The following is a 25,081-nucleotide window of genomic DNA, read 5'->3' as shown; positions in this document are numbered from 1 at the left end:
GTTTACCCCGGCGGGTCTACAGCGCCGGGGTCGTCCAGATCGGAAACCAGCGGCCGAGGTCGGACTCGACGGGCAGCTCGCCGCCGAGCTGGGCGCGGACCTGCAGCTCCAGGGCGTTGTCGCGGGTGTGCGCCCCGGTGGGTGCGAACGGGTAGAACGTGCCGCGCTTGAACAGGTACACCAGGCCGAGGCGGCGCTCGTCGGCGGCGCCGGTGAACCCGATGACCGTGCACAGCAGGCTGGGGCCGTAGCCGGCGTCGGCGAGGGTGCTGTTCACCGCGTGCAGGTCGGTGACGAGGCCGGCGAGGTCGTCGCGGTCGTGCCGGCCGGCGACCCAGGTGTAGCCGTACTCGTCCTGGCTGACCGCCACGCGCGCCGCCTGGTCGGCGGTGAGCAGCGCCACGGCGTCGGTCTGCGCCCGCGCGGCGGCCGGGCCCTCGGCCGTCTTGAAGCACACGGCGCCGACGCCGGTCGGGACGAGGTCGAGGGCCGCCTGCAGGGTGGTGGCCGCGGCCGGCACCGCGAAGAGTGCGTCGAGGTCCGGCTGGACGGGTTTCGTGCGCCCCAGCAGCGCGTCGAGGAATCTCATGCCTCCGGTGCCGCCTCCTCGAGTTCGGCCGAGATCTCGGCCAGCTGGTCCAGCCGCCGCTGCAGGCTCGGATGGGTGGAGAGCAGGCTCGCCAGGCTCGGCCGCGCCCCGAGCGCGGGGGTGAAGAAGAACGCGTTGAACGCCTGCGCGGTGCGCAGGTCCCGGTCCGGGATGCGGGCCATCTCGCCGGTCACCTTCGTCAGCGCGGAGGCGAGCACGGAGGGGCGGCCGGTCAGGGTCGCGCCGGCGCGGTCCGCGGCCAGCTCCCGGTAGCGCGACAGGGCCCGGATCAGCAGGAAGCTCAGCGTGTACACCACCGCGGAGACGGCCATGACCAGCATGAGCAGCAGGGCTGTCTGGTCGCCCCCGCGGCGGCGGCCGCCGAAGAGCTGCGAGTAGAACATGAAGCGGGTGACCATGCCGGCCACGACGCCGAGGAACGCGGCGAGCGTCATGACCGTCACGTCGCGGTGCGCGATGTGCGACAGCTCGTGGGCGAGCACCGCCTCCAGCTCGCCGGTGTCGAGCCGGCGCATGAGGCCGGTGGTCACGCACACCACCGCGCGCTCGGTGTTGCGGCCGGTGGCGAACGCGTTGGGCAGGTCGGTGGCGGCGACGGCGACGCGCGGCTTGGGCATGTCGGCGGCGGCGCACAGCCGGTCGACGACCCCGTGCAGGCGCGGTTGCTGCTGCGCGTCGACGATCCGGGCGCCCATCCCGGCCAGCGTGATGCGGTCGGAGAACCAGTACTGCACGGCCAGCGCGCCGCCCGCGATGACCGCGATCGCCACCCATGAACGCAGCAGGGTGACCAGCACGGCGACGAACGCCACGTACACCAGCCCGAGCAGGAACACGGTCAGCACCATGCGCGCCGTGAGCCGGCGGTCGGGGCGGAACCGGGTACGCATCGCCGGCTCCTCAGCCCGGGATGAGGCCCTCGTCGCCCAGCAGCGCGGCCACCTGCGCCAGATCGCTGTCGGGCGCCGGCAGGACCAGGTTGGAGGCGGTCAGCACGTCGTCGGGCACGCCGGTGCCACGCTCGCGGACGGCGGCGAGCAGGTCGCCCAGCCGCGCGCGGAACGCTTCCGGGTCGCCGATGTCGACCGCCGCCTGCACCTCGGTGTCGAGCGCGTTGAGGTCGTCCAGCGCGGCGTCCGGCACGTCGTACTGGCCCTCGCCGAGAATCCTGATGATCATCGCCGGGCCTCCTCGTCCGACGGCCCCCCGCCCACCGCGCGAGGCTCGGGGCGCCCGCCGACGGCCGGAGCCGGCCGGCCGGCCTTGAGTGCGGCGAGCTCGCGGTCGACCCCCGACTCGCCGCGCGCCGCGTCGAGAGCGGCCTGCAGGTCGTCGCGGCCGGCGGTCGTCGCGGTGGCGTCCTGCAGCGCGCCGGAGGTGAGCAGCTCGTCGATCGCGCCGGCGCGGGCCTGCATCTGCGCCGTGCGGTCCTCGGCGCGCTGCACGGCCAGCCCGACGTCGCCCATCTCCTCGGAGATGCCGGACACGGCCTCGCCGACGCGGGTCTGCGCCTCGGCCGCGGTGTAGGTGGCCTTGATGGTCTCCTTGCGCGTGCGAAACGCCTCCACCCGGGCCTGCAGCCTGGTGGCGGCGGTGGTGAGCTTGGCCTCCTCGCCGCTGAGCGCCTCGCGCTGGTCGGCGATCTCACCCATCTGGGTGGTGACGGCGACCCGGCGCGCGAGCGCCTCGCGGGCGAGGTCGTCGCGGCCGACGTCGACCGCCTGCCCGGCCTGTTCCTGCAGCTTGTCGGCGGCCTGCTGCAGCTGGGCGAGCTGCAGCTCGAGGCGTTTGCGGCTGGTGGCGACGTCGGCCACGCCCCGGCGGACCTTCGTCAGCATCTCCAGCTGGCGTTCGTAGGAGTAGTCGAGCACCTCGCGGGGGTCCTCGGCCCGGTCGAGGGCCTTGTTGGCCTTGATCCGGAACAGATTGGCCAGGCGGCGGGAAATGCTCACGACACCTGTCCTTCCTCTCGACGAAGGGACGCCGCTGCGGCGCCATCTCCAATCTTGCGCGCCGGTTCCGGCCCAGTTTCGGCGCCGCCGCCAGGGGTAGCGGCGCCGGTCATGGCGAGCGGCGCGCGGGGCCGTGCGCGCCGGCGCCGGAATCGCCCGAATATTCGTCCGGCAGGGGGAAACATCCGGCATGAGGAAACGGCTTCTGGCGATGGGCCTGTGCGCGGCCGCCGTGGCGCTGCACGCCGGCCCCGCGGTAACGGCGCTGCCGACGGTCCGCCGGCGGCTGCCGGCACTGTCCGGCGCCGGCCGCCCGGGCACCGTCGCGCTCACCCTCGACGACGGCCCGGATCCCCGCTCCACGCCGGCCTTCCTCAGGTCGCTGGCGCGGCTGGGCATCCCCGCCACGTTCTTCGTGCTCGGTGACCTGGCGGCGAAGGCACCCGGCCTGCTGCGCCGCATCCACGAGGACGGGCACGAGATCGGCGTGCACGGCTGGAGCCACCGCGACCACCTGCGGATGACGCCGGGCCGCGTCCACGACGACCTCGCCCGCACGGCCGAGCTGATCCTGGGCGTCTGCGGGGTTCCGCCGGTGTGGTTCCGCCCGCCGTACGGCGTGCTGTCCGCGGGGAGCCTCCTCGCGGCCGCCCGGCTCGGCCTGCGCCCGGTGCTCTGGAGCGCCTGGGGCCGCGACTGGGAGGCCGGCGCCACCACCGGCACGGTGCTGTCCCACCTGCGCTCCGGCGGCATCCGCGGCGGCGCCACGCTGCTGCTGCACGACAGCGATCACGCGGCGGCTCCCGGCTCCTGGCGATCGGCCCTCGGCGCGCTGACGGCGATCGCCGCCGACTGCCAGCGGCAGGGGCTGCGATTCGCCCGCATGAGCCACCACCTTCGGTGACGGCGGGCCGGGCGAGCCGGGTTCCGGACCGCCACCACGAGCGGTGGCGGAGGTTACGGCCGCGAATTGCGGGTAGCGCTCCGCCATGCGCGGCATGGATCTCTTCGCGGTGTCACCCGTCACCTCCGGCGCCCGGGCGGACGCCTGACATGGGCGACGGCGTGACGACGCAGGCGGCGGCACCGCCCGGCGGAGGCGTACCGCCGAAGTCACGGGCCGGTGCCGAGAACTTCCCGGTGGCGCTTCGCGTCCTGCCCGAGGCCACCCGCCGGCACCTGTATGCGCTGTACGGCTACGCCCGGTTCGTCGACGACCTGGGCGACGAACCGGTCCCGGGCATGAGCGCGGCCGACCGGATCGCGGCGCTCGACGCGTTCGAGGCGGAGGTCCGCCGGCTGTACGACGGGCGGCGGGTCCGGCATCCGGTGCTGCGCGGGCTCGCCCCCACGGTGGTCACGTGCCGGCTGCCCGCGGGGCCGCTGCTGCGCCTGATCGAGGCCAACCGCGTCGACCAGACCGTCACCCGCTACGGCACCATCGAGCAGCTCGTGGGGTACTGCTCGCTGTCGGCCGATCCCGTCGGCGAGCTCGTCCTGCACGTGTTCGGCCAGGCCGGACCGGCCCGGATCGCGCTGTCGGACCGCGTCTGCACCGCGCTGCAGGTTCTCGAGCATCTCCAGGACGTCGCCGAGGACTACCGGCGCGGCCGGATCTACCTGCCCCGGGCCGACCTCGACCGGTTCGGTGTGCGCGAGGCCGACCTGGCTGAGGCCGCCGCCGGCGACGCGCTGCGCGAGGTCGTGCGGTTCGAGGCGGCCCGGGCGAGGGCGTGGCTGCACGCCGGAGCGCCGCTGGTCGCGTCGCTGCACGGCTGGGCGCGGGTGGCGGTCGGCGGATACCTCGCCGGCGGCCACGCGACGCTCAGGGCCCTGGAGCGCAGCGGCTACGACCCGCTGCCCGCAGCGCCCCGGCCCCGCCGGCGCGACATCGCGACGTCCTGGCTGGGCGCGATGGTCAGGAGCATCGGGTGAGCGCGGCCGGCGACGTCGAGGCGGCGTACCGGCGGTGCGAGGAGATCACCCGGCGTGAGGCGCGCAACTTCTCCTACGGCATCCGGCTGCTGCCGCCGGACCGCCGGCGCGCCCTGTCCGCGGTGTACGCCACCGCCCGCCGCATCGACGACATCGGCGACGGCGACCTGCCGCCGGACGAGCGGCTGGCCCGGCTCGACGCGATCCGCGGCGCGCTGCACCGGCTGCCGGACGCGGCCGCGGACGACCCGGTGCTGCTGGCCCTGCACGACGCCGCGCGGCGGCTGCCCATCCCGCTTCCGGCCTTCGACGAGCTGATCGACGGCTGCGCCGCCGACGTGCGCGGCACCACCTACGCCACGATCGACGACCTGCTGTGGTACTGCCGCTGTGTGGCCGGCTCCATCGGCCGCCTGTCGCTGGGCGTGTTCGGCACCGGCACGCCGGGGCGGGCCGCCGAGCTGGCCGACGCGCTGGGCGTCGCGCTGCAGCTGACCAACATCCTGCGCGACCTGCGGGAGGATCGCCTGGCCGGCCGGGTGTACCTGCCCAAGGACGACCTCGACCGGTTCGGCTGCAACCTGGAGCTCGACGGCGACGGCTTCGCCGATCCGCCCAGCCGCTTCGCCGAGCTCGTACGCTTCGAGGCCGAGCGGGCCGAGCAGTGGTACGAGACCGGCCTGCGGCTGCTGCCGATGCTCGACGCGCGCAGCGCAGCCTGCACCGCCGCCATGGCCGGCATCTACCACCGGCTGCTGGCCCGCATCGCCGACGATCCGATGGCCGTCACCCGCACGCGGCTGTCGCTGTCGCCCCGGGCGAAGGCCATGGTCGCCGTCCGGGCCCTCGTGAGGCGGACGGCGTGACGCACAGTCCGCCGGCGTCGATCGCCGGCCATGACGTGTGCGTCGTCGGCGGCGGGCTCGCGGGCATCACCGCCGCCGTCCTGCTCGCCGACGCCGGCGCCCGGGTGACGCTGCTCGAGCGGCGCGGCGAGCTCGGCGGGGCGACGTACTCCTTCGACCACGGCGGTCTCGTCGTGGACACCGGGCAGCACGTGTTCCTGCGCTGCTACGAGCGGTACCGGGCCCTGCTGGACCGGCTCGGCAGCGCGGGCCTGACCGGGATGCAGCCGCGCTTCCGTGTCCCGGTCCTCGCGCCCGGGCAGGCGCCGCACGTGCTGGCCCGCACGCGGGGACTGCCCGCCCCGGCCCACCTGCTGCCGGCTCTGGCCGGCTACCGCCTGCTCAACGCCCGCGAGCGGTTCGGGGCGATCAGGGCGGCCGGCGCGCTGCGCGCGGTGGACCCGGACGACCCGGCCAACGACCGGCTCACCTTCGGCGGATGGCTGGCCGAGCACGGCCAGGGTCCCCGGGCGGTGCGGCGGCTGTGGGACCTGATCACCGTCGCCGCGCTCAACGCGCCCGCGCAGCAGGCGTCGCTGGCCCTCGCCGCGCGGGTGTTCCGCACCGGGCTGCTGGAGCGGGCCGACGCCGGCGACATCGGGCGCCCGCTCGTGCCGCTGTGCGACCTGCACGGCCGTCCCGCACAGCGGCTGCTGGCCCGGCTCGGCGTGCGGGTGGTCACCGGGAGCCGGGTCGAACGGGTCCAGCCGGACGGCACCGGGTTCCGCGTCGTGACCGGCGGCGCCAGCGGCCGGGCGGCCCGGGACGAGCTCGTCGCCGGCGCGGTCGTCGTGGCCGTTCCGCCGCTCGCCGCCGCACGGCTGGTGCCCGCCGCGGCGGACGCCGGCCGGGACGACTGGCACCGGCTGGGCAGCAGCCCGATCGTGAACGTCCACCTGCGCTACGACTCGGCCGTCACCCGCCTGCCGTTCGCCGCGGCGGTCGAGTCCCCGGCCCAGTGGATCTTCGACCGCACGCCGGCGTCGATGACCGACGGGCAGTACCTGGTGGTCTCGATCTCCGCCGCGGACGACACCATCGCGGTTCCGGCCGGGCGGCTGGCCGCCACCTACGCCGACGCCGTCGCCGGGCTCCTGCCCGCGGCGCGCTCGGCGCGGCTGGTGGACGTGTTCGTCACCCGCGAGCCGCGGGCCACGTTCCGGCAGGCTCCCGGGACCCGCGCGCTGCGGCCCGGCCCGGCGACCCGCCTGCCCGGCCTCGTCCTGGCCGGCGCGTGGACCGACACCGGATGGCCGGACACGATGGAGGGCGCGGTCGCGAGCGGTCACCACGCCGCCGACGTCGTGCTCGCCCACCTCGCATCAGCCGAGAGAAACCTGGAGGGCACACGTTGACCATCGCACCCGTCAGCTGCCTCGAGCAGGTGCCTGCCCTGGTCGAGCCGTGGATCCGAGGGCTGCTGGGCCGCCTCGATCCCCGCACCCAGCGGGTCACCGCCTACCACCTGGGCTACTGCGACGCCGACGGCGCGCCGACCGCCGCCGGCGGCAAGGGCATCCGCCCGGCCCTGGCCCTGCTGTCGGCCCGGGCCGCGGGTCATCCACCCGACCGGGGTGCCGCCGCCGCGGCCGCCGTCGAGCTCGCCCACAACTTCTCGCTGCTGCACGACGACGTCATGGACCGCGACACGGTTCGCCGGCACCGCCCCACCGCCTGGGCGGTCTTCGGCACCGCCGCCGCGATCCTCGCCGGGGACGCCCTGATGATCCTCGCCCGCGACGCGCTCACCGCGGACAGCCGGCCGGGCGCGGTCCGGGCGGCCCGGCGGCTGGACGCCGACGTGCACCGGTTGATCGCCGGACAGGTCGCCGACCTGGAGTTCGAGCGGCGCGACGACGTCAGCCTCGACGAGTGCCTCGCGATGAGCGCCGACAAGACCGCGGCGCTGATGTCCTGCGCCTGCGCGCTGGGGGCGGTGCTGTGCGGCGGGCCCGCGGCGCTGATCGAGGGCCTGTCGCGCTTCGGTACGCACCTGGGGATGAGCTTCCAGCTCGTCGACGACCAGCTCGGCATCTGGGGCGCGCCTGCGCGCACCGGCAAGCCGGTGGGGTCCGACCTGCGGGCCCGCAAGAAGTCGGTGCCGGTCGTGCACGCGCTCGCCTCCGGCACCGCCGCGGGCGAGGCGCTGCGGGCGCTGTACGCGTCCCCGGGCGAGCTGAGCGACGCCGACCTCGCCACCGCCACCCGGCTGCTGGAGGAGGCCGGGTCGCGGGACTGGCTGCAGCAGGAGGCCGATCGCCGTCTCCGGCAGGCGCTCGGCGAGCTCGCCGCGCTCGGCCTGGCCCCGGACGTGCACGACGACCTGGCGGGCCTCGCCCGCCTCGTGACGGGGCGGGACCACTGATGACCCAGGTTCCGGCGCGGGCGCCCGCGCGCGACGAGCTCATCGACCGGGTCCGCGACGGCCTGGACCGGGCCACCGCCCACCTGCTCGCCCGGCAGGACGCCGAGGGCTGGTGGAAGGGCGAGCTGGAGACCAACGTGACGATGGAGGCCGAGGACCTGCTGCTGCGCCGGTTCCTCGGGATCAGCGACGAGCGGCTGACGGCGCAGACGGCCCGCTGGATCCGCTCCCGGCAGCTCGACGACGGCGCCTGGGCGAAGTACCACGGCGGGCCGGGTGACCTGTCCACGACCGTCGAGGCGTACACGGCGCTGCGCCTGGCCGGCGACACACCCGACGCGCCGCACATGGCCGCGGCCGCCGCGTTCGTCCGCGACCGCGGCGGCATCGAACGCAGCCGGGTCTTCACCCGCATCTGGCTGGCGCTGTTCGGCGAGTGGCCGTGGCGGCAGGTGCCCGCCATCCCGCCCGAGCTCGTCCTGTTGCCCGCCTGGATGCCGTTCAACGTGTACGACTTCGCGTGCTGGGCCCGGCAGACCATCGTGCCGCTGGCGATCGTGCGGTCGCTGCGACCCGTACGGTCGCTGGGCTTCTCGCTGCCCGAGCTGCGCACGGGGCGGCGCCCGCCGCCACCGCCGCCGCTGTCGCGCCGGGCCGGCTGGCTGCACCGTCTCGACCTGGCCGCGCGCGGCTACGAGCGCGTCGCCGCCCGGCCACTGCGCCGCCACGCGCTGCGCCGCGCCGCCGAGTGGATCGTGGCCCGGCAGGAGGCCGACGGCTCCTGGGGCGGTATCCAGCCGCCGTGGGTGTACTCGCTCATCGCCCTGCACCTGCTCGGCTACCCGCTCACGCATCCGGTACTGCGGGCGGGCCTTTCCGGGCTGGAGCGCTTCACCGTCCGCGAGCCCACGCCCGACGGCACGATCCGCCGCCTGGAGGCGTGCCAGTCACCGGTGTGGGACACCGCGCTCGCGGTCACGGCGCTGGCCGACGCCGGGCTGCCGGCCGACGACCCCGCGCTCGCGCGGGCCGGGGACTGGCTGGCCGGGCAGGAGATCACCGTCCGGGGCGACTGGGCCGTCCGCCGCGCGCACGTCCCGCCGAGCGGGTGGGCGTTCGAGTTCGACAACGACGGCTACCCCGACACCGACGACACCGCCGAGGTGATCCTCGCGCTGCGGCGGACCCCGCTGCGGGAGCATCCCGTGCTGCAGCGGGCCACCCGCTGGCTGATCGGCATGCAGTCCCGCGACGGCGGCTGGGGCGCCTTCGACGCCGACAACGACCGCGCGCTCGTCGCCGAGCTGCCGTTCTGCGACTTCGGCGAGGTCATCGACCCGCCCAGCGCCGACGTCACCGCCCATATCGTGGAGGCGCTGTGTGCCCAGGGCCTGGCGAGCTCGGCCGCCACCCGCCGGGGCGTGCGGTGGCTGCTGCGGGCGCAGGAGCCGGACGGGTCCTGGTTCGGCCGGTGGGGCGCCAATCACGTGTACGGCATCGGCGGCGTCGTGCCCGCCCTGGTCGCCGCCGGCCTCCGCCCGCAGCACCCGGCGATCCGCCGCGCCGTGGAGTGGCTGCTGGGCCACCAGAACGGCGACGGCGGCTGGGGCGAGGACATGCGCTCCTACGACGACGCGGCCATGCGCGGGCGCGGGGTGTCGACCGCGTCGCAGACGGCCTGGGCGCTGCTGGCGCTGCACGCCGCCGGTCAGCACCGGACGCCCGCGGCGCGCCGGGCCCTGGCGTGGCTGCTGGACACTCAGCGCCCCGACGGCACCTGGGACGAGCCGTACTACACCGGCACCGGCTTCCCGGGTGACTTCTTCATCAACTACCACCTGTACCGGCTGGTGTTCCCGATCAGCGCCCTCGGCCGCATCCTGCGCGACACTCCACCGGAGGAACCATGAGCACACCGACACGGCCCGAGACCGACGCCGGCTGGGTGCTCTGCGCGCCGATGCGCACGGAGGCGGCGGCGCTGCGCCGTGGCCGGCCCGGCCCGGCCGGCACCGTCCTGCACACCGGCACCGGGCGCCACCGCTCGGAACGGGCCGCCCGCGAGGTCACCGTGACGGACGCCGGGGCACTCGCCGTGGCCGGTGTCGGCGGCGGGCTGGACGCGGCGCTCAAGCCCGGCGACGTCGTCGTGGCCACCGAGGTCCGCGCCGCCCCGTGGGTCGACGGCCCGCGCCCGGCCACGACCGTGCTGCCCGCGGCCGGCATGCTCGAGCGTGCGCTGCGCCGCCAGGGGCTCACCGTGCGGACCGGGCCGGTGGTCAGCACCGATCGGCTGGCCCGGGGAGCGACGCGCGAGCGCCTCGCCGCCACCGGTGCGCTGGCCGTGGACCTGGAGTCGGCCTGGCTGCTGGCCGGGTCCGCGGACCGGCCCGCCGCGTGCGTGCGGGTCGTCGCCGACACCGGTGCGCTGCTGCGGCCGGGCACCCTGGGGCAGCTGCGCACGGCGCTGGCGGCTCTGCCGGCCGTCGCCGCCGGGCTGCAGGAGTGGGCGGCCGCCACCACGCTGCGCCGCGTCCTGCTCGCCGCGCCCCGCTCGTTCTGCGCCGGGGTGGAGCGCGCCATCCTCGTCGTGGAGCGCGCCCTCGAGCTGCACGGGCCGCCGGTGTACGTCCGCAAGCAGATCGTGCACAACACGCACGTGGTCGCCGACCTGTCCCGCCGGGGCGCGGTCTTCGTCGACGACGTCGAGGACGTCCCGGAGGGCGCGGTGACTGTGTTCTCCGCGCACGGCGTCTCCCCCGCGGTCCGCTCGGCCGCCGCCGAACGGCGGCTGCCGGCCATCGACGCCACCTGCCCGCTCGTCACGAAGGTCCACACCGAGGCCCGGCGCTTCGCCGAGCACGGCGACACCGTCCTGCTCATCGGGCACGCCGGGCACGAGGAGACCGACGGCGTCCTCGGCGAGGCGCCCGAGCGGATCCGCCTCATCCAGGACGTCGGCGACGCCGAGCGGGTGCGGGTCGACGACCCGACGCGGGTGTCCTACCTGGTCCAGACGACGCTGGCCGTCGACGACGTCGCCGACATCGTCGCGGTGCTGCGCGAGCGGTTCCCCGACCTGGCCGCGCCGCCGTCCGACGACATCTGCTACGCCACGACGAACCGGCAGCGCGCGGTGTCCGAGGTCGCGGCCGCCTGCGACGCGGTGCTCGTCGTCGGCTCCGCCAACTCGTCGAACTCCCGCCGCCTGGTCGAGGTCGCCGAACGCACCGGAACGCCCGCGTACCTCATCGACGGCGCCGCCGGCATCGACCTGCGGTGGCTCGCCGGGGTCCGCACCGTCGGCGTGTCCGCGGGTGCCTCGGCGCCGCCGGCCGTCGTCGACGAGGTGGTCGGCGCGCTGTCGGGGCTCGGCGCGCGGACAGCCCAGGAGCACACCGCCGTCCGCGAGGACGTTCGGTTCATGCTGCCAAAGGAGGTACGGCAATGAGCATCCCCATGCGGCAACGACTGCGGATCGGCCGGTACCTGGTCGAGCAGAAGCTGCGCCGCCGCGAGAAGTTCCCCCTGCTGGTCGAGCTGGAGCCGCTGTTCGCCTGCAACCTCAAGTGCGCCGGCTGCGGCAAGATCGAGCACCCGGCCGACGTGCTCAAGCGCCGCATGCCGGTCGAGCAGGCGCTCGCCGCGATCGACGAGTGCGGCGCGCCGATGGTCTCCATCGCCGGCGGTGAGCCGCTCATGCACCCGCAGATCGACGTCATCGCCGCCGAGCTCGTGCGGCGCAAGAAGTACGTGTTCCTGTGCACCAACGCCCTGCTGCTGCCGAAGAAGCTCGACAAGTTCCGGCCGTCGCCGTACTTCGCCTTCACCGTGCACATCGACGGCCTGCGGGAGCGCCACGACGCCTCGGTGTGCAAGGACGGCGTGTTCGACGAGGCCGTGGCCGCCGTGCGGGAGGCGCAGCGGCGCGGGTTCCGGGTCACGACCAACACCACGTTCTTCAACACCGACACCCCGCAGACCGTCATCGAGGTCCTCGATCACCTCAACGACGAGCTGCGGGTCGACGAGATGATGATCTCCCCGGCGTACGCCTACGAGAAAGCGCCGGACCAGGAGCACTTCCTCGGTGTGGAGCAGACCCGCGAGCTGTTCGCCAAGGCCTTCGCCGGCGGGCGGCGCCGGCGCTGGCGCCTGAGCCACTCCCCGCTGTTCCTGGACTTCCTCGAGGGCCGCATCGACTTCGCGTGCACGGCCTGGGCGGTGCCGTCGTACTCGCTGTTCGGCTGGCAGCGGCCCTGCTACCTGATGGCCGACGGACACGTCGGCACCTACCGGGAGCTGGTGGAGACCACCGACTGGGAGCGCTACGGCCGGGGCCGCGACCCGCGGTGCGCCAACTGCATGGCCCACTGCGGCTACGAGCCCACGGCCGTGCTGGCGACGATGTCGTCGCTGAAGCAGTCGCTGCGCGCGCTGCGGGCCGGGTAGCGTCAGCCGAACCGGGCGGCGAGCCACCGGTACAGGCCGGGGGCCGCCCCGCGCACCGCGACCGGCAGCCGCAGCCAGCCGGGGGCGTAGCGCTCGGCACCACCCGTCGCGATCGCCCCGACCAGCAGGTCCGCGACCCGGTCCACGGGCAGCGGCCGGGGGCTGCGCCGTTCGTACGGCCGCCCCCGGCGCTGGAAGAACTCGGTCTGCACGACCCCCGGCACGAACACGCCGATCCCGACGCCGGTGCCGCGCGTCTCCAGCCGCAGGCTCTCGGCGAAGGTGTCCAGACCGGCCTTGGTCGCCGCGTAGACCGCCTCGCCGGCCACCCCCGTCCGGCCGGCGATCGACGTCACGAACATCACGTGCCCGTCCCCGCGCTCGCACATCGCCGGCAGCAGCGCCCGGGTGAGCCGCAGCGGCGCGACCAGGTTGACCGCGACCAGCCGCTCGATGTCGCCCGCCGCCATCACCCGGAACGCTCCGGCCCAGCCCACGCCGGCGTTGCTGACGAGGATGTCCACACCGCCGGCGAGCCGGTCCGCCTCGGCCGCCAGCCGGTCCGCCTCCCCCGGCTCGGCGAGGTCGCCCGCCACCGCGAACCCGCCGGTGCGCTCGGCCAGCGCCGACAGCCGCCGCCGGTCCCGCCCGTGCAGGACCAGCCGCGCACCCGCGCCGGCCAGCCGCAGCGCCGTGGCCTCGCCGATGCCCGAGGAGGCGCCGGTGACGAGCACGACCCGGTCCGCGATCCGCATCGCACTGCCCTTCCTTCCCGGTTCCGGTGACCACCGGAGCGTTAGAACCACGCGCTGTGCGGTAGATCGCGTGGCGTGAGCACTACCGAGTCTGGTCCGGTCCGCACCGATGCGCGCCGCCGTGTCGTGGTGATCTCGGCCAGCGTCGGCGCCGGGCACGACGGCACGACCCGCGAGCTGGCCGCCCGGCTGCGCGAGCGGGGCCTGCGGGTCGACTGCCTGGACGTCACCGACGTCTTCCCGTGGCGGCTCGGGCGGCTGCTGCGCGGCACGTACCACGGCCTGCTGCTGCGGCTGCCGTGGATCTACGACGCCCTGTTCACGCTCGCCTGCCGGTTCCGCGGCGCCGGGCCGGTCACGCGCGCCCTGCTGCGCCCGGTGCGGTCCCGGATGCGCCGGGCGCTGCCCGCCGACGCCCACGCGGTCGTGTCGACCTACCCGATCGCCAGCCAGCTGCTCGGCCCGCTGCGCCGCGACGGGCACATCGCCGTGCCGGTGGTGACGTACCTGACCGACTTCGCCCCGCACCCGATCTGGCTCTCCCCCGGCATCGACGCGCACTACGTGGCGCACGAGACCGGCCGCGCCCCGGCGCTCGCCCACGCGGCGGCCGGCGTACGCGTGGGCGGCCGGCTGGTGTCCGCCCGGTGCGGCCCGGCTTCCCCGGCGGCGAAGCGGCAGGCCCGGCTGCGGTTCGGCCTGCCGCTCGACACCCCGCTCGCGCTGGTGGTCGCGGGCGCGTGGGGGGTCGGCGAGGTCGCCGCGACGGCCGCCGACATCGCGGCCACGGGTGCCGCAGTCCCGGTCACGGTCTGCGGGCGCAACGCGGCGCTGCGGAGCCGGATGCTGCGGGCCGGGACCGGGCCCGTCCTCGGCTGGGTCGACGACATGCCGGAGCTGCTGCACGCCGCCGACGTGCTGGTGGAGAACGGCGGCGGGCTCACCGCCCTCGAGGCCATGGCGTGCGGGCTGCCCGTGCTCACGTACCGGCCGCTGCCCGGCCACGGCCGGGCGAGCGCGGCCGCCATGGCCGAGGCCGGGGTGACCACCCTGGTCCGCGGGCCCGGCGAGCTCGGGCGGGCGCTCACCGAGCTCATCGCCGGCGAGCGGGGCCGCCGGGCCCGCGAGGCCGGGCTGGCGCTGTTCGCCGCCGACCCCGCCGCCGCCATCGCCGACCTCGCCACCGGCGCGCAGCCGTCGCTCGCCCGTGGCGATGCCGGCCACCGGTGACGTCGACGCCGCCGGGCGGATGTCATGAACGCGAACGCGATCGCGGTCGTCGCGGCGCTGGGTTCGGCGGCCGCGTTCGCCGTCGGCGCCGCGCTCGAGCAGAGCGAGGCCAAGCAGGAGGAGCGGGCGCCGCCGCTCGATCCGCGGCTGCTGCTGCGCCTGCTGCACCGGCCGAGGTGGCTGCTGGCCTGGGTGCCCGAGGGCGTCGGTACCGCGTTGCAGGCCGTGGCGCTGAGCTTCGGCCCGCTCATCCTCGTCGAGCCGCTACTGATCACCGGCCTGTTCCTGGCCATACCGCTGGCGGCCGCCCTCAACCGGCGCCGCGTCCACCCGCGCGACTACGGCGTGGTGGCGCTCGGCGGTGCCGGCCTGGCCGCGTTCCTGCTCGCCGCCCAGCCCCGCCCCGGCATCGCCGAGCCGTCGGTGGCGGGCTGGCTGGGCGTCGCGCTGTGGGCCGGGCCGCTGCTCGCGGTGTGCCTGATCAGCGCGTGGTGTGCCGGCAACTCGGCCCGGGCCGTGCTGCTGGGCATCGCCAGCGGCCTGCTCTACGGCGTGGCGGCCTCACTGCTCAAGGCGTTGACCGCGGAGCTGTCCACGCACCCGCTCGGGATCTTCACCCGCGGGCAGACCTACGCGCTGGTCGTCGTCGGGCTCGCCGCGGTGATCCTCAACCAGAACGCGTTCCAGAGTTCGCGGATCGCCGTGCCGCTCATGGCGATCACCATCGTCGACCCCGCCGTCGGTGTCGCGATCGGGGTCACCGCGTTCCACGAGCAGATCGACACCGACGGACCGCGGCTGGCGATCCAGGTGATCGCCGTGCTCGCCATGGTCTCCGCCATCTGGCTGGCCAGCACCACCCGATCGGACATCCGCCAGGGCCGGCCCGCGGGCGCGAACGGCCCCGGGCCATGATGCCGCAGGGGCCCCGGCGCGCGAAGTGGCACCCGCCACCGCGGCGGGGGGCCCTCGCCCCCGCAAGGTGATCCCGCGACCGCTCGCCCGGTCACCGCGCGTCAGGGGGCCGGGTCGGACAGGGTCACGGCGGTCTCGAGCAGGAGGGCGTGGACGAACGCCTGGGGCAGGTTGCCCCGCAGCTGCCGCTGCCGCACGTCGTACTCCTCCGCGTACAGGCCGGGCGGGCCGCAGGCGGCGCGGTTGCGTTCGAACCACCGGGCGGCCGCGACGGCGTTGCCGGCCTGGTGCTCGGCCAGGGCCATGCCGTAGCCGCACAGCAGGAACGCGCCCTCCGCGTCGCCGAGCGGGCGATCGCCGGCCCGGAACCGGTACACGTAACCGTCCTCGGCGAGGTCGGCGCGCACGGCGGCGAGGGTGGCGGCGGTGCGCGGGTCGCCGGGCGGCACGGCGCCGCGGATGCCGGGGAAGAGCAGGGCGGCGTCGGGGCGCGGGTCGCCGGGTGATCGCTGCCACCGGCCGGTCGGGTGCAGGCCGGTGGCGGTGGCCTCGGTGAGGATGTGCCCGGCCAGGTCCCGCCAGCGGGCGGCGGTGGGCCCGGTCCGCACCTGCGCCGCGGCCCGCAGCCCGGCGACGCAGGTGAGCCGGGAGTGGGTCCAGGACCGGGGCCGCAGCTCCCAGATGCCGGCGTCGGGCTCGTGCCACCGCTCGGCGATGGCGTCCGCGGCGACGTGCAGTGCGCGTCGCCCGTCGGTGTCGAGCCGGTCGCGGCGGGCGGCCGCGGACAGCAGCAGCAGCGCCTCGCCGAACGCGTCGAGCTGGAACTGGCCGTTGGCCCGGTTACCGGTCCGCACGGGCGCGCCCGGGTAGCCGGGCAGGAACCCGAGCTCCCGCTCGCCCGGGACGGGCTCGCCCGAGCCGGCGACGTAGGCCGGAGCCAGGCGCGACCCGTCGGCCAGCAGCCGCCCGGACACGAACCGCACGGCCGGGTCCAGCAGCGCGTCCACGCCCGCGGTGGCGGCCGCGTGGCCGGCGAAGGACTGGTCGCGGATCCAGGCGTAGCGGTAGTCGTAGTTGCGGCCGGCCTCGGCCCGCTCCGGCAGCGAGGTGGTGGCCGCGGCGACCATCCCGCCCTCCGGCGTGGTCAGCCCGTGCAGCACCGCGCAGGCGTGCCGGGCGTCGCGGCCGGCGAAGCCCGGCAGCGCGGCGGGCACGACCGCCTGCCACGCCGACTGCGTCGCGGGCCAGGCCGCGTCCGGGTCGGGGGCCGCCGCGGTGAACGGCCGGGTCGACAGCTGCAGCACGAGGTCGTGGTGCGCGCCGGCCGGCAGCCGCAGCTGCCCGCGCAGGACGCCGGCCGGGTCCGGGTGGGCGTGCGCGGCGCCGGTCCAGCGCACGTGCAGGCCGCCGGTCCGGCCGGTCCAGCCGTGCTCGTCGCGGGTGAGTTCGCGCAGCCGGTGACGGCCGAACCCGGCCCGCACGTCGAGGATCAGGTCCACCGCCGCGGTGTCGCGGATCGCCTCCACACGCCGCAGCAGGCTCACCGTGTCCGGCTCGCCCGGGAAGGTGAGGGCCTCGCGGCTGTGGATGATCGCGTCGGTGGTGATCCAGCGGCTCGTCCACAGCAGGGTGCCCGGCTCGTAGAAGCCGCCCCACACGAACCGGTCATCGGACGGCGTCACCGTGTAGACGCCGCCACCGCCGAGCAGGCCGGCGAACACGGCGTCGGACTCCCACGCCGGCGCGCACAGCCAGGCGACGTCGCCGCGCGGCCCGACGAGCGCCCCGCGCCGGCCGTCGGCCAGCAGCGAGTACTGCCGCAGCACCTGTGGCGCGCACGCGGCGGGCGCGCCGGATTCGGGCATATCGCCTCCTTCCGACGAGCCGGGTCGAACCCCGCCGACTTCCCGTACCCCGCCGGCCCGGCCGTAACCGTCCGCACGGCGGGCCGGCTGTCCCGCCAGCAGGCGCGCCTTCGCCGTGTCGAACTCGGCCTGGGTGAGCGCGCCGGACCGGCGCAGCTCGTCGAGCTGAGGTTCGCGAGCGCCAGCACGCCATCAGCGAGAAGCGACAATTGATCAGCACATAGAATAATCTTGATTTCATGAATTTTCGAAACAAGGCCTTGACGTAAATTCCCCGAGACGTCGAAGTAACGCGTAAACCGCACTGATCGTCATTCACAAACCGGCAACAACCGCTTTACAAGCAGGGCATATGTTCGCTCACCGACCCGCGAAAGGGATATCCGGAATCGCTTTTCGGATTGCCGCCCGACGCGGCGCGCACCTAGCGTGATGCGCGTTGTGGCACCACCTCGGAGCAATCTTGAGCGAGAGGAATCATCGGTGACGCAAACCAACGATGCGGCGCGGTGGACCATTCCCGATCAGCTGAGGCTGCGCGCGGCGCAGCGGCCCGGCGCGGTGGCGCACGAGGTGGCGGACGGGCCCGGTCTCACCTTCGGCCGGTGGGACGCCGCCTCCGACGCCGCCGCGCACGGGCTGCGAGCGCGGGGCGTGACGCCCGGCTCCCGGGTCCTGCTCAACGTCTCGTCGCGGCACTGGACCGACTACGCCGTGGCCTGGGCCGGCGTGCTCAAGGCGGGCGCCGTCGCGGTGCCGGTCTCCCCGTCGGCCGGGCGGGAGCAGGCCATGGCGGCCTTCCGCGCGTCCCGCTCGGTGCTCGTCGTCGCCGACAGCGATCTCGTCGACGCCGAGCGGTGCACCGTGGCCGACCTGCTCGCCGGTCGGCCGGAGACGCCGTTTCCCGGGCCGGTCTCCCCCACCGACGATGCCGAGATCATCTACACCTCGGGCACTACCGGGCTGCCCAAGGGCGTCGTCGCGACGCACGAGAACCTGCTGTACCCCCTGATGCGGTCCCGGGCGCGCACGCCGCGCACCGCGCTGCACGCGCTGCCGCCGGGCACAACCGTCGGCCAGGGCCTGCTCGTGCAGCCGCTCGGCCCCGGCCCGCACCGCACGCTCACGCTGGCGCAGTTCGTCCCCGCGGACGTGCTCGAGGCCATCGACCGGTTCCGGCCGACGGACCTGGTGCTGGTGCCCGCGATGGCGATCGCGCTGATCACCGCCGGCACGCGGGCACGGTACGACCTCAGCAGCGTGGAGCAGGTCCGCACCACCAGTGCCCCGATCCACCCGGCGACGCTGCAGGCCCTCGCCGAGCTCTTCCCGGCGGCCCGCATCCGCAACGTCTACTCGACCACCGAGTGCTGGCCGCGGCGGATGGCCACCGACTACGACCGCGCCCGGCCCCGGTCCCTCGGCCGCCCGTCCGCCGGATCGCAGGTGCGCATCGTCCTGCCGGGCGGCGCCGTGGCCCCGGCGGGTGTGGCCGGCGACGTCCAGCTGCGCAGCGACGCCCCGCAGCGGCGCTACGACGGCGAGACCGCGGAGTCGGCGGTGTTCCTCGACGGCGGGTGGACCCGCACCGGCGACATCGGCCTCGTCGACGCCGACGGCTACTTCTACCTGGTCGACCGCAATCCCGACCTCGTCAACACCGGCGGGCTCAACGTGTCCACATTGGACGTCGAGGCGTCGCTGATGGACTTCCCGGGCGTGGTGGAGGCCGCGGTGTGCGGCGTGCCGCACCCGGTGCTGACCGAGTGCGTGATGGCCGCGGTGCGGGCCCGGCCCGGCCTCGACGTCGCCGCCCTGCAGGAGTTCGCGCGCGAGCGGCAGGGGGCGGCCGCGCCGCTGCGGATCGTGGTGGTCGAGGACATGCCCCGCAACATGATCGGCAAGGTCGACAAGCGGCAGCTGCGCAAGGACCTGGAGCAGTACGTGGCCGCGCGCCCGTACGAGCCGCCGCGCACGCCGACGGAGATCCGCGCCGCCGAGCTGTGGTCGGTGGCGCTCGACGTCGGGCAGGTCTCCGCGGGCGACGACTTCCTGCAGCTCGGCGGGGCATCCCTCGCGGCCATGGAGGTGGTCAGCGAGCTGTCTGAGGAGCTCGGGCGCCGGGTCACGGTCCGGGACCTGCTCGACAGCACGAGCCTGCGGGAGTTCGCCGCGCGCGTCGACGCCGCTCCCCCGGCGGACGGCGACGAGCTGCTCGGCGCCGGCCCCTCGCCGAACGGGGTGCCCGCGTGAGCGCGGCGACGACCGGCAGCACGGTCGCCGGCTCGTCCGCGCCGGTCACGGCGACCGCGCCGCTGTCGTACTGCCAGGAGTCGTTCCTGGTCGCCGCCGAGTCGGCGGTGAACGTGCCCGCCGTCGTGGCGCTGCCCGGGCCGGCCCCGCTCGAACGCGTGCGGTGGCTGCTCAACGAGCTGGCGGCGCGGCACGGTGCCCTGCGCACCGAACTGACCCGCGCAGCCGGCCCCGGCGCGCCGCCCGAGCAGCGGGTGGCGGACGCGGCCCGGCTGGAGCTGGTGTACGAGCAGCACGACGGCAGCGTGCGCGAGCGGCTGCCCGGGTGGCTGCTGGCCGGCTCGCAGCGGCCGTTCCGGCTCCTGGACGCCCCGCTCGCCCGCGCCGAGCTGCACGCGGCGGACGACCGGCACGTCCTGGTGCTCTGGCTGCACCACGCCATCTCCGACCTGGGCACCAGCCAGGTGCTCGCCGACGAGGCGGCCCGGCTGTGGCGGGGCGAGCGGCTGCCCCGGCCCGTGACCCACATGGCCGACCACGCCCGGCAGGAGCGCGGCGTGCGGCCGACGGCGGCGCAGTGGCGGTACTGGGAGCGGGCCCTGTCCGGGGCGGACGACACGTTCGGCCTGCCGTACCCGGCCGGCCCGCACGCCGGCCACCTCATCGACCGCCCGGCCCTGCCCGTGCTGCCCGCCGACGTGGTCGCCGCCCTGCAGCGCCTCGCCTCGAGCGCGCGGACGACGATGACCGCGGTGCTTGCGGCGGCGGCCGTCGCCGCGCACCACGAGACGGCGCGGGCCGAACGGGTCGTGCTCGGGCTGACCGTCGGCAACCGCGACCAGCCGCACCTGCGCTCGGTGGTCGGCTGCCTCGCCGACCAGCTGCCGCTGGTGGTCGGGCTCGCGGACGCGACGACCTTCCGCGGCCTGGTCGGACGGGTCCGCGAGGCCCTGCTCGACGCCTACGAGCACCGGCTGCCGCTGGGCCGCCTGGTCCCGCTGCTGGAGCGCCGGCAGGCGCCCCACTTCGCGGTGAACCTCAACTTCCTGCCGCCGGCGACGAGGCCGGCGCCGGGCGGGGCCGCACCCGCGGTGCCCGACGACCTGGCCCTGCCGTACGGCATGGTCAAGACCCGCCCCGACGCGTGGTGGCTCGGCGACGCCACCCTCGCCTACCGGCCCCGCATCGACGGCGGCCGGCTCACCGGCGAGCTGGAGGGCGACGCCGACCTGCACGGGCCGGCGCGGGTACGCCGCTTCGCCGAGCGGTTCAGCGGCGTGCTGGAGCGGGCCGCCCGGGAGCCGGACCTCGCCCTGGCCGCGCTCGTGGCTGGCCTCTGAGCCGCCGTCCGTCCGTTCACGGGAAAGGAGATCCCGGTCATGACCCGGACACTGGCCGAACCGGCGCGGCTGCCCACCAGCTACTACCAGCGGGACTGGGTGCGCGCGTGCGCCGAGGGCCGTTCGTACTACAGCCTGCCGATCGCCTGGGACGTCGACGGTCCGCTCGACGCCGAGGCGGTGCGCGTCACCCTCGCCAACCTCACCGACCGGCACGCGGCGCTGCGCACCGGATTCCGGATCCGGCCCGGCGGCACCGACCCGGACGTGGACCAGATCGTCGAGCCGTCGCTCGAGGCCGGCCTCGAGGTGATCGACCTCGCCACCGCGGCCGATCCGGGGGCGAGCGCGGACGCGTACATCGTCGCGGAGTCGCAGCGGCCCCGGGTGCTGGACCGCCCGCCGCTGTGGCACGCCGCGCTGCTGCGCCTCGGCCCGGACCGCTTCGTGCTGGCGCTGTTCATGCACCACCTCATCTTCGACGGCTGGTCGCACGGCGTCCTGCACGACGAGCTGGTCCGCTGCTACCGGGCGGTGCTCGAGGGCCGGGCGGCGCGCCTGCCCCGCCTGGCGCTGCACCTCGGCGACCACACCGCGGCCGAGCGCGCCCGGCGCGACGCCGGCCGCGAGTGGTGGTGGCGCGAGCGCCTGCGCGGCCTGCCGCCGCTGGCCCCGCTGCCGCCCGTCGGCGGCCGGTTCATCTGCGCACCGGTCGCGCCGCTGCCCGCCCGGGCCGCCGACGCGCTGCGCCGCGTCGCCGCCGAGCACGGCGGTGGCCTCAACACCGCGCTGCTGGCCACGCTGCTGCTGGCCCGCCGCGAGCACGCCGGCGACGACCAGATCGTCGGCGTCACCCGTGCGGGCCGCGACCGGCCGGGCGCGCAGCGGGTCGTCGGCCCGCTGCTCGACCACCTGCCGGTGCGGGTCGACGTGTCGCGCTCGAAGCACTTTCCGGGGCTCGTCGCCGACGTGGCCGGCGCGTACCGGGAGGCGCTCACCCACCAGCTGCCGCTGGGCCGGATCCGTCAGGTGGTCCCCGACGACCTGACCGCGCGCCGGCAGCGCCTCTTCGACACCCGGTACAACTACCTGCCGGCGACCGCGCCGCTGGCCGTGACGCTGAGCGCGCCGGACGGCCGGACGGTGCGCATCGCGGCCCGCCCGATCGACCCGCTGCGGCTGTCCCCGCGGCACACCGAGGACCACCCGGAGGTGCTGCCGCTGTCGTACAACCTGCGCCGCGATCCCGACGGCGCGCTCAGCGGCGAGGTCTGCGGGCACGACGGGCTGCACCCGCCCGACCGGCTGGCGGCGGTCGCCGACGAGTTCGCCGCCGTCCTCGCCGAGGTCGCGGCGGCGCCGCGGGCGAGCCGATGGTGACGGCGCCGGCCCGGACCGCCACGGCGGTGCGGGCGGCGCCACCCGCCGGCCGGCGGCGGGCCATCGTGCTCATGGCGTGCGTGGCGAACTTCGTCGTGCTCGCCGACGCGACGATCGTCAACGTCGCGCTGCCGGCCATGCGCCACGATCTGCGGATCGACCCGGCGCGGCTGCCGTGGGTGGTCGACAGCTACACGCTGGTGTTCGGCGCCTGCCTGGTTCTGGGCGGGCTCGCCGCGGACCGGGCCGGGTCCCGCGTGCCGTTCGTCGCCGGCATGGCGGTCTTCACCGCGGGCTGTGTGCTGTGCGCTCTGGCGGACGACGCCGGCGCGCTGTTCGCCGGCCGGGCGGTGCAGGGCGCCGGCGGGGCGCTGTTCAGCCCGGCCGCGCTCGCCGTGGCGACGGCGGCGGCGCGGACCGCGGCCGGACGCGCCCGGGTGCTGGCGCTGTGGGGCGCGGTCGGCGCCGCGGCCGTGGCCGCCGGTCCGGTGCTCGGCGGGCTCGGCACCGCGTCGCTCGGCTGGGCCGCGCTGTTCTGGCTGCCCGCCCTGCTGTGCGCGGCGACCGCCCTGGCCGCGCTGCGGCTGCTGGCGGCCGGCCGGGTGCCCCGCGCGGGGAAGGGTCCCGGCGCCGAAGCACCGGATCCCGCGCCGTTCCCGGCCCGCCGGGTGGCGACCGCCTGGGCCGCGACGGCGCTGTCCTGCGGGGCGCTGGTGGGGGTGAGCTACGCGGGCACCCTGTGGCTGCAGGAGGTGCTCGGATTCGGCGCGGTCACCGCCGGCCTGCTGCTGCTGCCGCTGAGCCTGGGCATCGTGGCCGGCTCGGCCGCGGCACCCCCGCTGCTGCGCCGGTACGCGCCGTGGCAGCTCGCGGTGGCCGGGTCGGTGGTCACGGCCGCGGGCATCGCGGCCCTGATCCCGATGTCGGCGCGGTCGCCGGCGGTGTGGCCGGCCGCGGCGCTCGGGCTGCTGGCGTTCGGCTTCGGCGCGCAGTCCGTGCCGGTGACGATGGCGGCCACGGCGGTACCGCGCCGGGCCGGGCTCGCCACGGCCGGCTACCAGACGGCGGGCCAGCTCGGCGGCGGCGTGGGCCTCGCCGCGCTGGCCGCGCTCGCGGTCGCGGTGGCCGGGGCCGCACCCGCCGGAGCCGGCACGATCCCGGGCTACCGGGCGTTCTTCGCCGGGGCCGCGCTGACGGCCCTCGCCGCGGCACTGCTCGCCGCCGGGATGCGGGACCCGGCGGCCCCGGGCCGGGGCTCGCGCTCAGAAGTCCCAGCGACGCCGCAGCAGCTCGGCCCCGTCGACGCTGACCCGCGCCGTGGCGCTGCCGGCCTCGCGGGTCAGCCGCAGCCGCACCACCGTGCGGACCCGTTCGCCGGTGGGCAGCACGACCGTCGTGTCGGCCACGCCCTCGACCCGGGTCGCCGCTGACGCCTCCCGGTCGGTGCCGGCCGAGACGCGGTTGGCCGCGTCCACCCGCACGTCCCCGCGCGGCAGCAGCGCGCTGGTCTCGTCGCCCACCACCACCGTGACCCGGTCCTGGGCCGGTTCCCGGACGATCTCCCACCGCGGGCGGTGCGACAGCCACGGCGACGCGCCGCCGGGGCGCGCCGGGGCCGGTACCGTCGCCGGCTTGCCGGCACCGGCGGGCGCCACGGGGATCGTGAGGCCGACCCGGCCGACCCGCAGCGTCCCGCCGCCGGCCACCGGCCACAGCCGCGGGAAGGCGCTCTCGCTCACCGCCACGCGCAGCGCGTGGCCGGCCGGCAGCTCGTGGCAGGCGGGGTCGAGCGTGATCCGCACCGCCGACCGGTCGGCCGGGACATCGGCCAGGATCCCGCCGGTGATCAGCACCGACCGGCCGGCCGGGTCCACGTCGGTCAGCTTGACCACGACCCGCCGCGCCGCCGACCAGGTCAGGTCGAGCGTCACGACCGGCCGGCCGAGCAGCCGCAGCGGCGCCCGGACCGCCTCGCCGGTGACGGTGGCGGCGCGGGTGTCGTCGTCGTGCTGGTCGAGGTCGCGCTCGGCGCCCCCGGCGGGGATGCCCCACACGCCGCTGAGCACGCCCACGGTGGCGTCGGGCGTGGCGCTCACCCCGGCCCCGGTCGCGACCGGGACCGCCTCGGGCGACACGGCCGGCGGCGGCCAGGCGTCGAAGTCGTACCAGCCGGCGTCGGCGCCGGGCAGGTGCAGCGTCACCGGCGGCTCCGTGTCGACACCGTTCTCCTCGCCGGCCAGCCACCGCCGCCACCAGCGCAGCGCCAGCGCGCACGTGTCGGCGGCGTGCTGCGGCGCGTCGTCGGGGATGGTGTGCGACCACGGCCCGACCAGCAGCTTCCGCGGGCCGCCGAGCCGCTCGAAGGTGCGCAGCGAGCCGTCGCGGAACATGTCCCGCCACCCCGCCACGCACAGCACCGGAGCGGTGACCGCGGCGGCGTCGACCACCCGTTCGCGCCACCGCGGGTCGCCGGCCGGATGACGGTACAGGTCGGCGAGGTAGGGCTCCGCGGCCTCGGCGCGCCGCCGCCAGCGCCGCTGCTCGTCCGCCGCGTGGAAGTCGCCGACGGGCGGCAGCACCTGGTTGTGCAGGGTGGTCAGGCCCCACATCGCCAGGGCGGTGAAGCAGCCGGGCGCGCCGCCGGGGTGCACGAAGTCGCGCTCGGGGTCGAGCAGGCCCAGGACGGACACCACCGCCCCCAGCCCGGGCGGCCGGCGCTCGGCCGTGCGCAGCGCGAGCAGGGCGCCGTAGGAGAACCCCCACATGCCGACCGCGCCGGTGGACCAGGGCTGCCCGGCGGCCCAGCGCACGAGGTCCTCGCCGTCGTCGGCCTCGGCCGGGTCGAACGGCGGCCGGGCGATGCCGTCGGAGGAGCCGAGCCCGAGCGGGTCGGCGAGCACACCGGCGACGCCGCCCGCGGCGAACTCGTGCATCACCGCGCGGACCCCGAGGCCGCCGAGCGCGTCCTTGCGGTACGGCAGCAGGCAGACCACCACCGGCGCGGGCCCGGCGGCGCGGGGCAGGAACAGGTCCGCGGACAACGTGACCCCGGGCGTCGCCGTGGGCACCCGGACGTCGTGGCGCACCACGACCTCGTACCGCTCGCCGCCTGCCGGGTCCATGA

General features: G+C 76.3%; 20 protein-coding genes and 1 pseudogene. 14 read left to right on the top strand and 7 right to left on the bottom strand.

The genetic code is table 11. The features are described 5' to 3' along the window. Positions 1-16: 16 nt before the first annotated feature. Genes pspAB through ACQPY0_RS22020 form a run of 4 tightly spaced genes read right to left on the bottom strand, consistent with a single transcriptional unit; the run spans position 17 to position 2,562 of the window. On the bottom strand, positions 17-589 hold the full coding sequence (pspAB, locus tag ACQPY0_RS22035) for a PspA-associated protein PspAB (RefSeq protein WP_432991744.1): 573 nt from the start codon (positions 587-589) through the stop codon (positions 17-19). Beyond that, positions 586-1,500 (bottom strand): zinc metalloprotease HtpX, encoded by a 915-nt coding sequence (gene htpX / locus ACQPY0_RS22030; RefSeq protein ID WP_432991742.1) that lies wholly within the window; start codon positions 1,498-1,500, stop codon positions 586-588. The genes pspAB and htpX overlap by 4 nt, the downstream gene beginning before the upstream one ends. A 10-nt stretch (positions 1,501-1,510) precedes the next feature. Then, complete coding sequence (gene pspAA / locus ACQPY0_RS22025; protein WP_432991740.1) at positions 1,511-1,789, bottom strand: PspA-associated protein PspAA; 279 nt, start codon at positions 1,787-1,789, stop codon at positions 1,511-1,513. After that, entirely contained in the window at positions 1,786-2,562 is a 777-nt protein-coding gene (locus tag ACQPY0_RS22020) for a PspA/IM30 family protein (protein WP_432991738.1), read from the bottom strand. The genes pspAA and ACQPY0_RS22020 overlap by 4 nt, the downstream gene beginning before the upstream one ends. Before the next feature lie 190 nt (positions 2,563-2,752). Here ACQPY0_RS22020 and ACQPY0_RS22015 point away from each other — a divergent pair, with 190 nt between their 5' ends. From ACQPY0_RS22015 to hpnH, 8 genes are all read left to right on the top strand, one after another. Then, positions 2,753-3,466: a polysaccharide deacetylase family protein gene (locus ACQPY0_RS22015; RefSeq protein ID WP_432991736.1), complete on the top strand. Its 714-nt coding sequence runs from the start codon at positions 2,753-2,755 to the stop codon at positions 3,464-3,466. Positions 3,467-3,615: 149 nt separating this feature from the next. Next, positions 3,616-4,497, top strand: coding sequence for a squalene synthase HpnC (gene hpnC / locus ACQPY0_RS22010; RefSeq protein ID WP_432991734.1), 882 nt, complete (start codon positions 3,616-3,618; stop codon positions 4,495-4,497). After that, positions 4,494-5,363, top strand: coding sequence for a presqualene diphosphate synthase HpnD (gene hpnD / locus ACQPY0_RS22005; RefSeq protein WP_432991732.1), 870 nt, complete (start codon positions 4,494-4,496; stop codon positions 5,361-5,363). The genes hpnC and hpnD overlap by 4 nt, the downstream gene beginning before the upstream one ends. Then, positions 5,360-6,757, top strand: a complete 1,398-nt coding sequence (hpnE, locus tag ACQPY0_RS22000; RefSeq protein ID WP_432991730.1) for a hydroxysqualene dehydroxylase HpnE — start codon at positions 5,360-5,362, stop codon at positions 6,755-6,757. The genes hpnD and hpnE overlap by 4 nt, the downstream gene beginning before the upstream one ends. Beyond that, entirely contained in the window at positions 6,754-7,767 is a 1,014-nt protein-coding gene (locus tag ACQPY0_RS21995; RefSeq protein WP_432991728.1) for a polyprenyl synthetase family protein, read from the top strand. The genes hpnE and ACQPY0_RS21995 overlap by 4 nt, the downstream gene beginning before the upstream one ends. Further along, on the top strand, positions 7,767-9,677 hold the full coding sequence (gene shc, locus ACQPY0_RS21990) for a squalene--hopene cyclase (protein ID WP_432991726.1): 1,911 nt from the start codon (positions 7,767-7,769) through the stop codon (positions 9,675-9,677). The genes ACQPY0_RS21995 and shc overlap by 1 nt, the downstream gene beginning before the upstream one ends. After that, on the top strand, positions 9,674-11,218 hold the full coding sequence (locus ACQPY0_RS21985; RefSeq protein ID WP_432991724.1) for a 4-hydroxy-3-methylbut-2-enyl diphosphate reductase: 1,545 nt from the start codon (positions 9,674-9,676) through the stop codon (positions 11,216-11,218). Before shc ends, ACQPY0_RS21985 begins: the two co-directional genes overlap by 4 nt. Then, positions 11,215-12,219, top strand: coding sequence for an adenosyl-hopene transferase HpnH (gene hpnH, locus ACQPY0_RS21980; protein WP_432991722.1), 1,005 nt, complete (start codon positions 11,215-11,217; stop codon positions 12,217-12,219). The genes ACQPY0_RS21985 and hpnH overlap by 4 nt, the downstream gene beginning before the upstream one ends. Positions 12,220-12,221: 2 nt before the next feature. Here the strand turns inward: hpnH and ACQPY0_RS21975 are convergent, their stop codons facing one another. After that, positions 12,222-12,974, bottom strand: a complete 753-nt coding sequence (locus ACQPY0_RS21975; RefSeq protein WP_432991720.1) for an SDR family NAD(P)-dependent oxidoreductase — start codon at positions 12,972-12,974, stop codon at positions 12,222-12,224. A 75-nt stretch (positions 12,975-13,049) separates the two neighbouring features. Between ACQPY0_RS21975 and ACQPY0_RS21970 the strand changes: the two genes are divergently transcribed. Together ACQPY0_RS21970 and ACQPY0_RS21965 are read left to right on the top strand one after the other, a co-directional pair. Further along, positions 13,050-14,204 carry a glycosyltransferase gene (locus tag ACQPY0_RS21970; protein WP_432991718.1) on the top strand — a complete coding sequence of 385 codons (1,155 nt, stop codon included), beginning with the start codon at positions 13,050-13,052 and terminating at the stop codon, positions 14,202-14,204. A gap of 24 nt (positions 14,205-14,228) precedes the next feature. After that, the gene (locus ACQPY0_RS21965) at positions 14,229-15,119 is read left to right on the top strand and encodes a DMT family transporter (RefSeq protein ID WP_432991716.1); all 891 of its coding nucleotides are present in this window, start codon (positions 14,229-14,231) and stop codon (positions 15,117-15,119) included. A gap of 101 nt (positions 15,120-15,220) precedes the next feature. On the opposite strand, the gene ACQPY0_RS21960 is transcribed toward ACQPY0_RS21965, so the two are convergent. Then, positions 15,221-16,984 (bottom strand): glycoside hydrolase family 15 protein, encoded by a 1,764-nt coding sequence (locus ACQPY0_RS21960; RefSeq protein ID WP_432991714.1) that lies wholly within the window; start codon positions 16,982-16,984, stop codon positions 15,221-15,223. A gap of 483 nt (positions 16,985-17,467) precedes the next feature. Between ACQPY0_RS21960 and ACQPY0_RS21955 the strand changes: the two genes are divergently transcribed. From ACQPY0_RS21955 to ACQPY0_RS21940, 4 genes and pseudogenes are all read left to right on the top strand, one after another. Then, positions 17,468-19,237, top strand: coding sequence for an AMP-binding protein (locus ACQPY0_RS21955; RefSeq protein WP_432991712.1), 1,770 nt, complete (start codon positions 17,468-17,470; stop codon positions 19,235-19,237). Next, positions 19,234-20,577, top strand: a complete 1,344-nt coding sequence (locus ACQPY0_RS21950; RefSeq protein WP_432991710.1) for a condensation domain-containing protein — start codon at positions 19,234-19,236, stop codon at positions 20,575-20,577. Before ACQPY0_RS21955 ends, ACQPY0_RS21950 begins: the two co-directional genes overlap by 4 nt. Positions 20,578-20,616: 39 nt before the next feature. Then, positions 20,617-21,957 (top strand): condensation domain-containing protein, encoded by a 1,341-nt coding sequence (locus ACQPY0_RS21945; RefSeq protein WP_432991708.1) that lies wholly within the window; start codon positions 20,617-20,619, stop codon positions 21,955-21,957. Further along, positions 21,951-22,988, top strand: a pseudogene (locus ACQPY0_RS21940) (MFS transporter); the annotation flags it as partial. The gene ACQPY0_RS21945 and the pseudogene ACQPY0_RS21940, both read left to right, overlap by 7 nt. Positions 22,989-23,219: 231 nt before the next feature. Here the strand turns inward: ACQPY0_RS21940 and ACQPY0_RS21935 are convergent. Further along, a complete protein-coding gene (locus ACQPY0_RS21935) occupies positions 23,220-25,079 on the bottom strand; it encodes a CocE/NonD family hydrolase (RefSeq protein ID WP_432991706.1) in 1,860 nt (619 codons plus the stop codon). Positions 25,080-25,081 lie beyond the last annotated feature (2 nt).

It is taken from the genome of Dactylosporangium sp. CA-233914 (assembly GCF_050942935.1).
In the GTDB taxonomy this organism is placed as follows: Bacteria; Actinomycetota; Actinomycetes; order Mycobacteriales; family Micromonosporaceae; genus Dactylosporangium.
The sequence above is the reverse complement of the archived record's forward strand: the minus strand, read 5'-3'. Positions and strand labels throughout refer to the sequence as shown.

Coding starts and splice junctions, on each gene's coding strand:
- pspAB (WP_432991744.1), bottom strand. CDS start 589: ATGAGATTCCTCGACGCGCTGCTGGGGCGCACGAAACCCGTCCAGCCG.
- htpX (WP_432991742.1), bottom strand. CDS start 1,500: ATGCGTACCCGGTTCCGCCCCGACCGCCGGCTCACGGCGCGCATGGTG.
- pspAA (WP_432991740.1), bottom strand. CDS start 1,789: ATGATCATCAGGATTCTCGGCGAGGGCCAGTACGACGTGCCGGACGCC.
- ACQPY0_RS22015 (WP_432991736.1), top strand. CDS start 2,753: ATGAGGAAACGGCTTCTGGCGATGGGCCTGTGCGCGGCCGCCGTGGCG.
- hpnC (WP_432991734.1), top strand. CDS start 3,616: ATGGGCGACGGCGTGACGACGCAGGCGGCGGCACCGCCCGGCGGAGGC.
- shc (WP_432991726.1), top strand. CDS start 7,767: ATGACCCAGGTTCCGGCGCGGGCGCCCGCGCGCGACGAGCTCATCGAC.
- ACQPY0_RS21985 (WP_432991724.1), top strand. CDS start 9,674: ATGAGCACACCGACACGGCCCGAGACCGACGCCGGCTGGGTGCTCTGC.
- hpnH (WP_432991722.1), top strand. CDS start 11,215: ATGAGCATCCCCATGCGGCAACGACTGCGGATCGGCCGGTACCTGGTC.
- ACQPY0_RS21975 (WP_432991720.1), bottom strand. CDS start 12,974: ATGCGGATCGCGGACCGGGTCGTGCTCGTCACCGGCGCCTCCTCGGGC.
- ACQPY0_RS21965 (WP_432991716.1), top strand. CDS start 14,229: ATGAACGCGAACGCGATCGCGGTCGTCGCGGCGCTGGGTTCGGCGGCC.
- ACQPY0_RS21960 (WP_432991714.1), bottom strand. CDS start 16,984: ATGCCCGAATCCGGCGCGCCCGCCGCGTGCGCGCCACAGGTGCTGCGG.
- ACQPY0_RS21945 (WP_432991708.1), top strand. CDS start 20,617: ATGACCCGGACACTGGCCGAACCGGCGCGGCTGCCCACCAGCTACTAC.
- ACQPY0_RS21935 (WP_432991706.1), bottom strand. CDS start 25,079: ATGGACCCGGCAGGCGGCGAGCGGTACGAGGTCGTGGTGCGCCACGAC.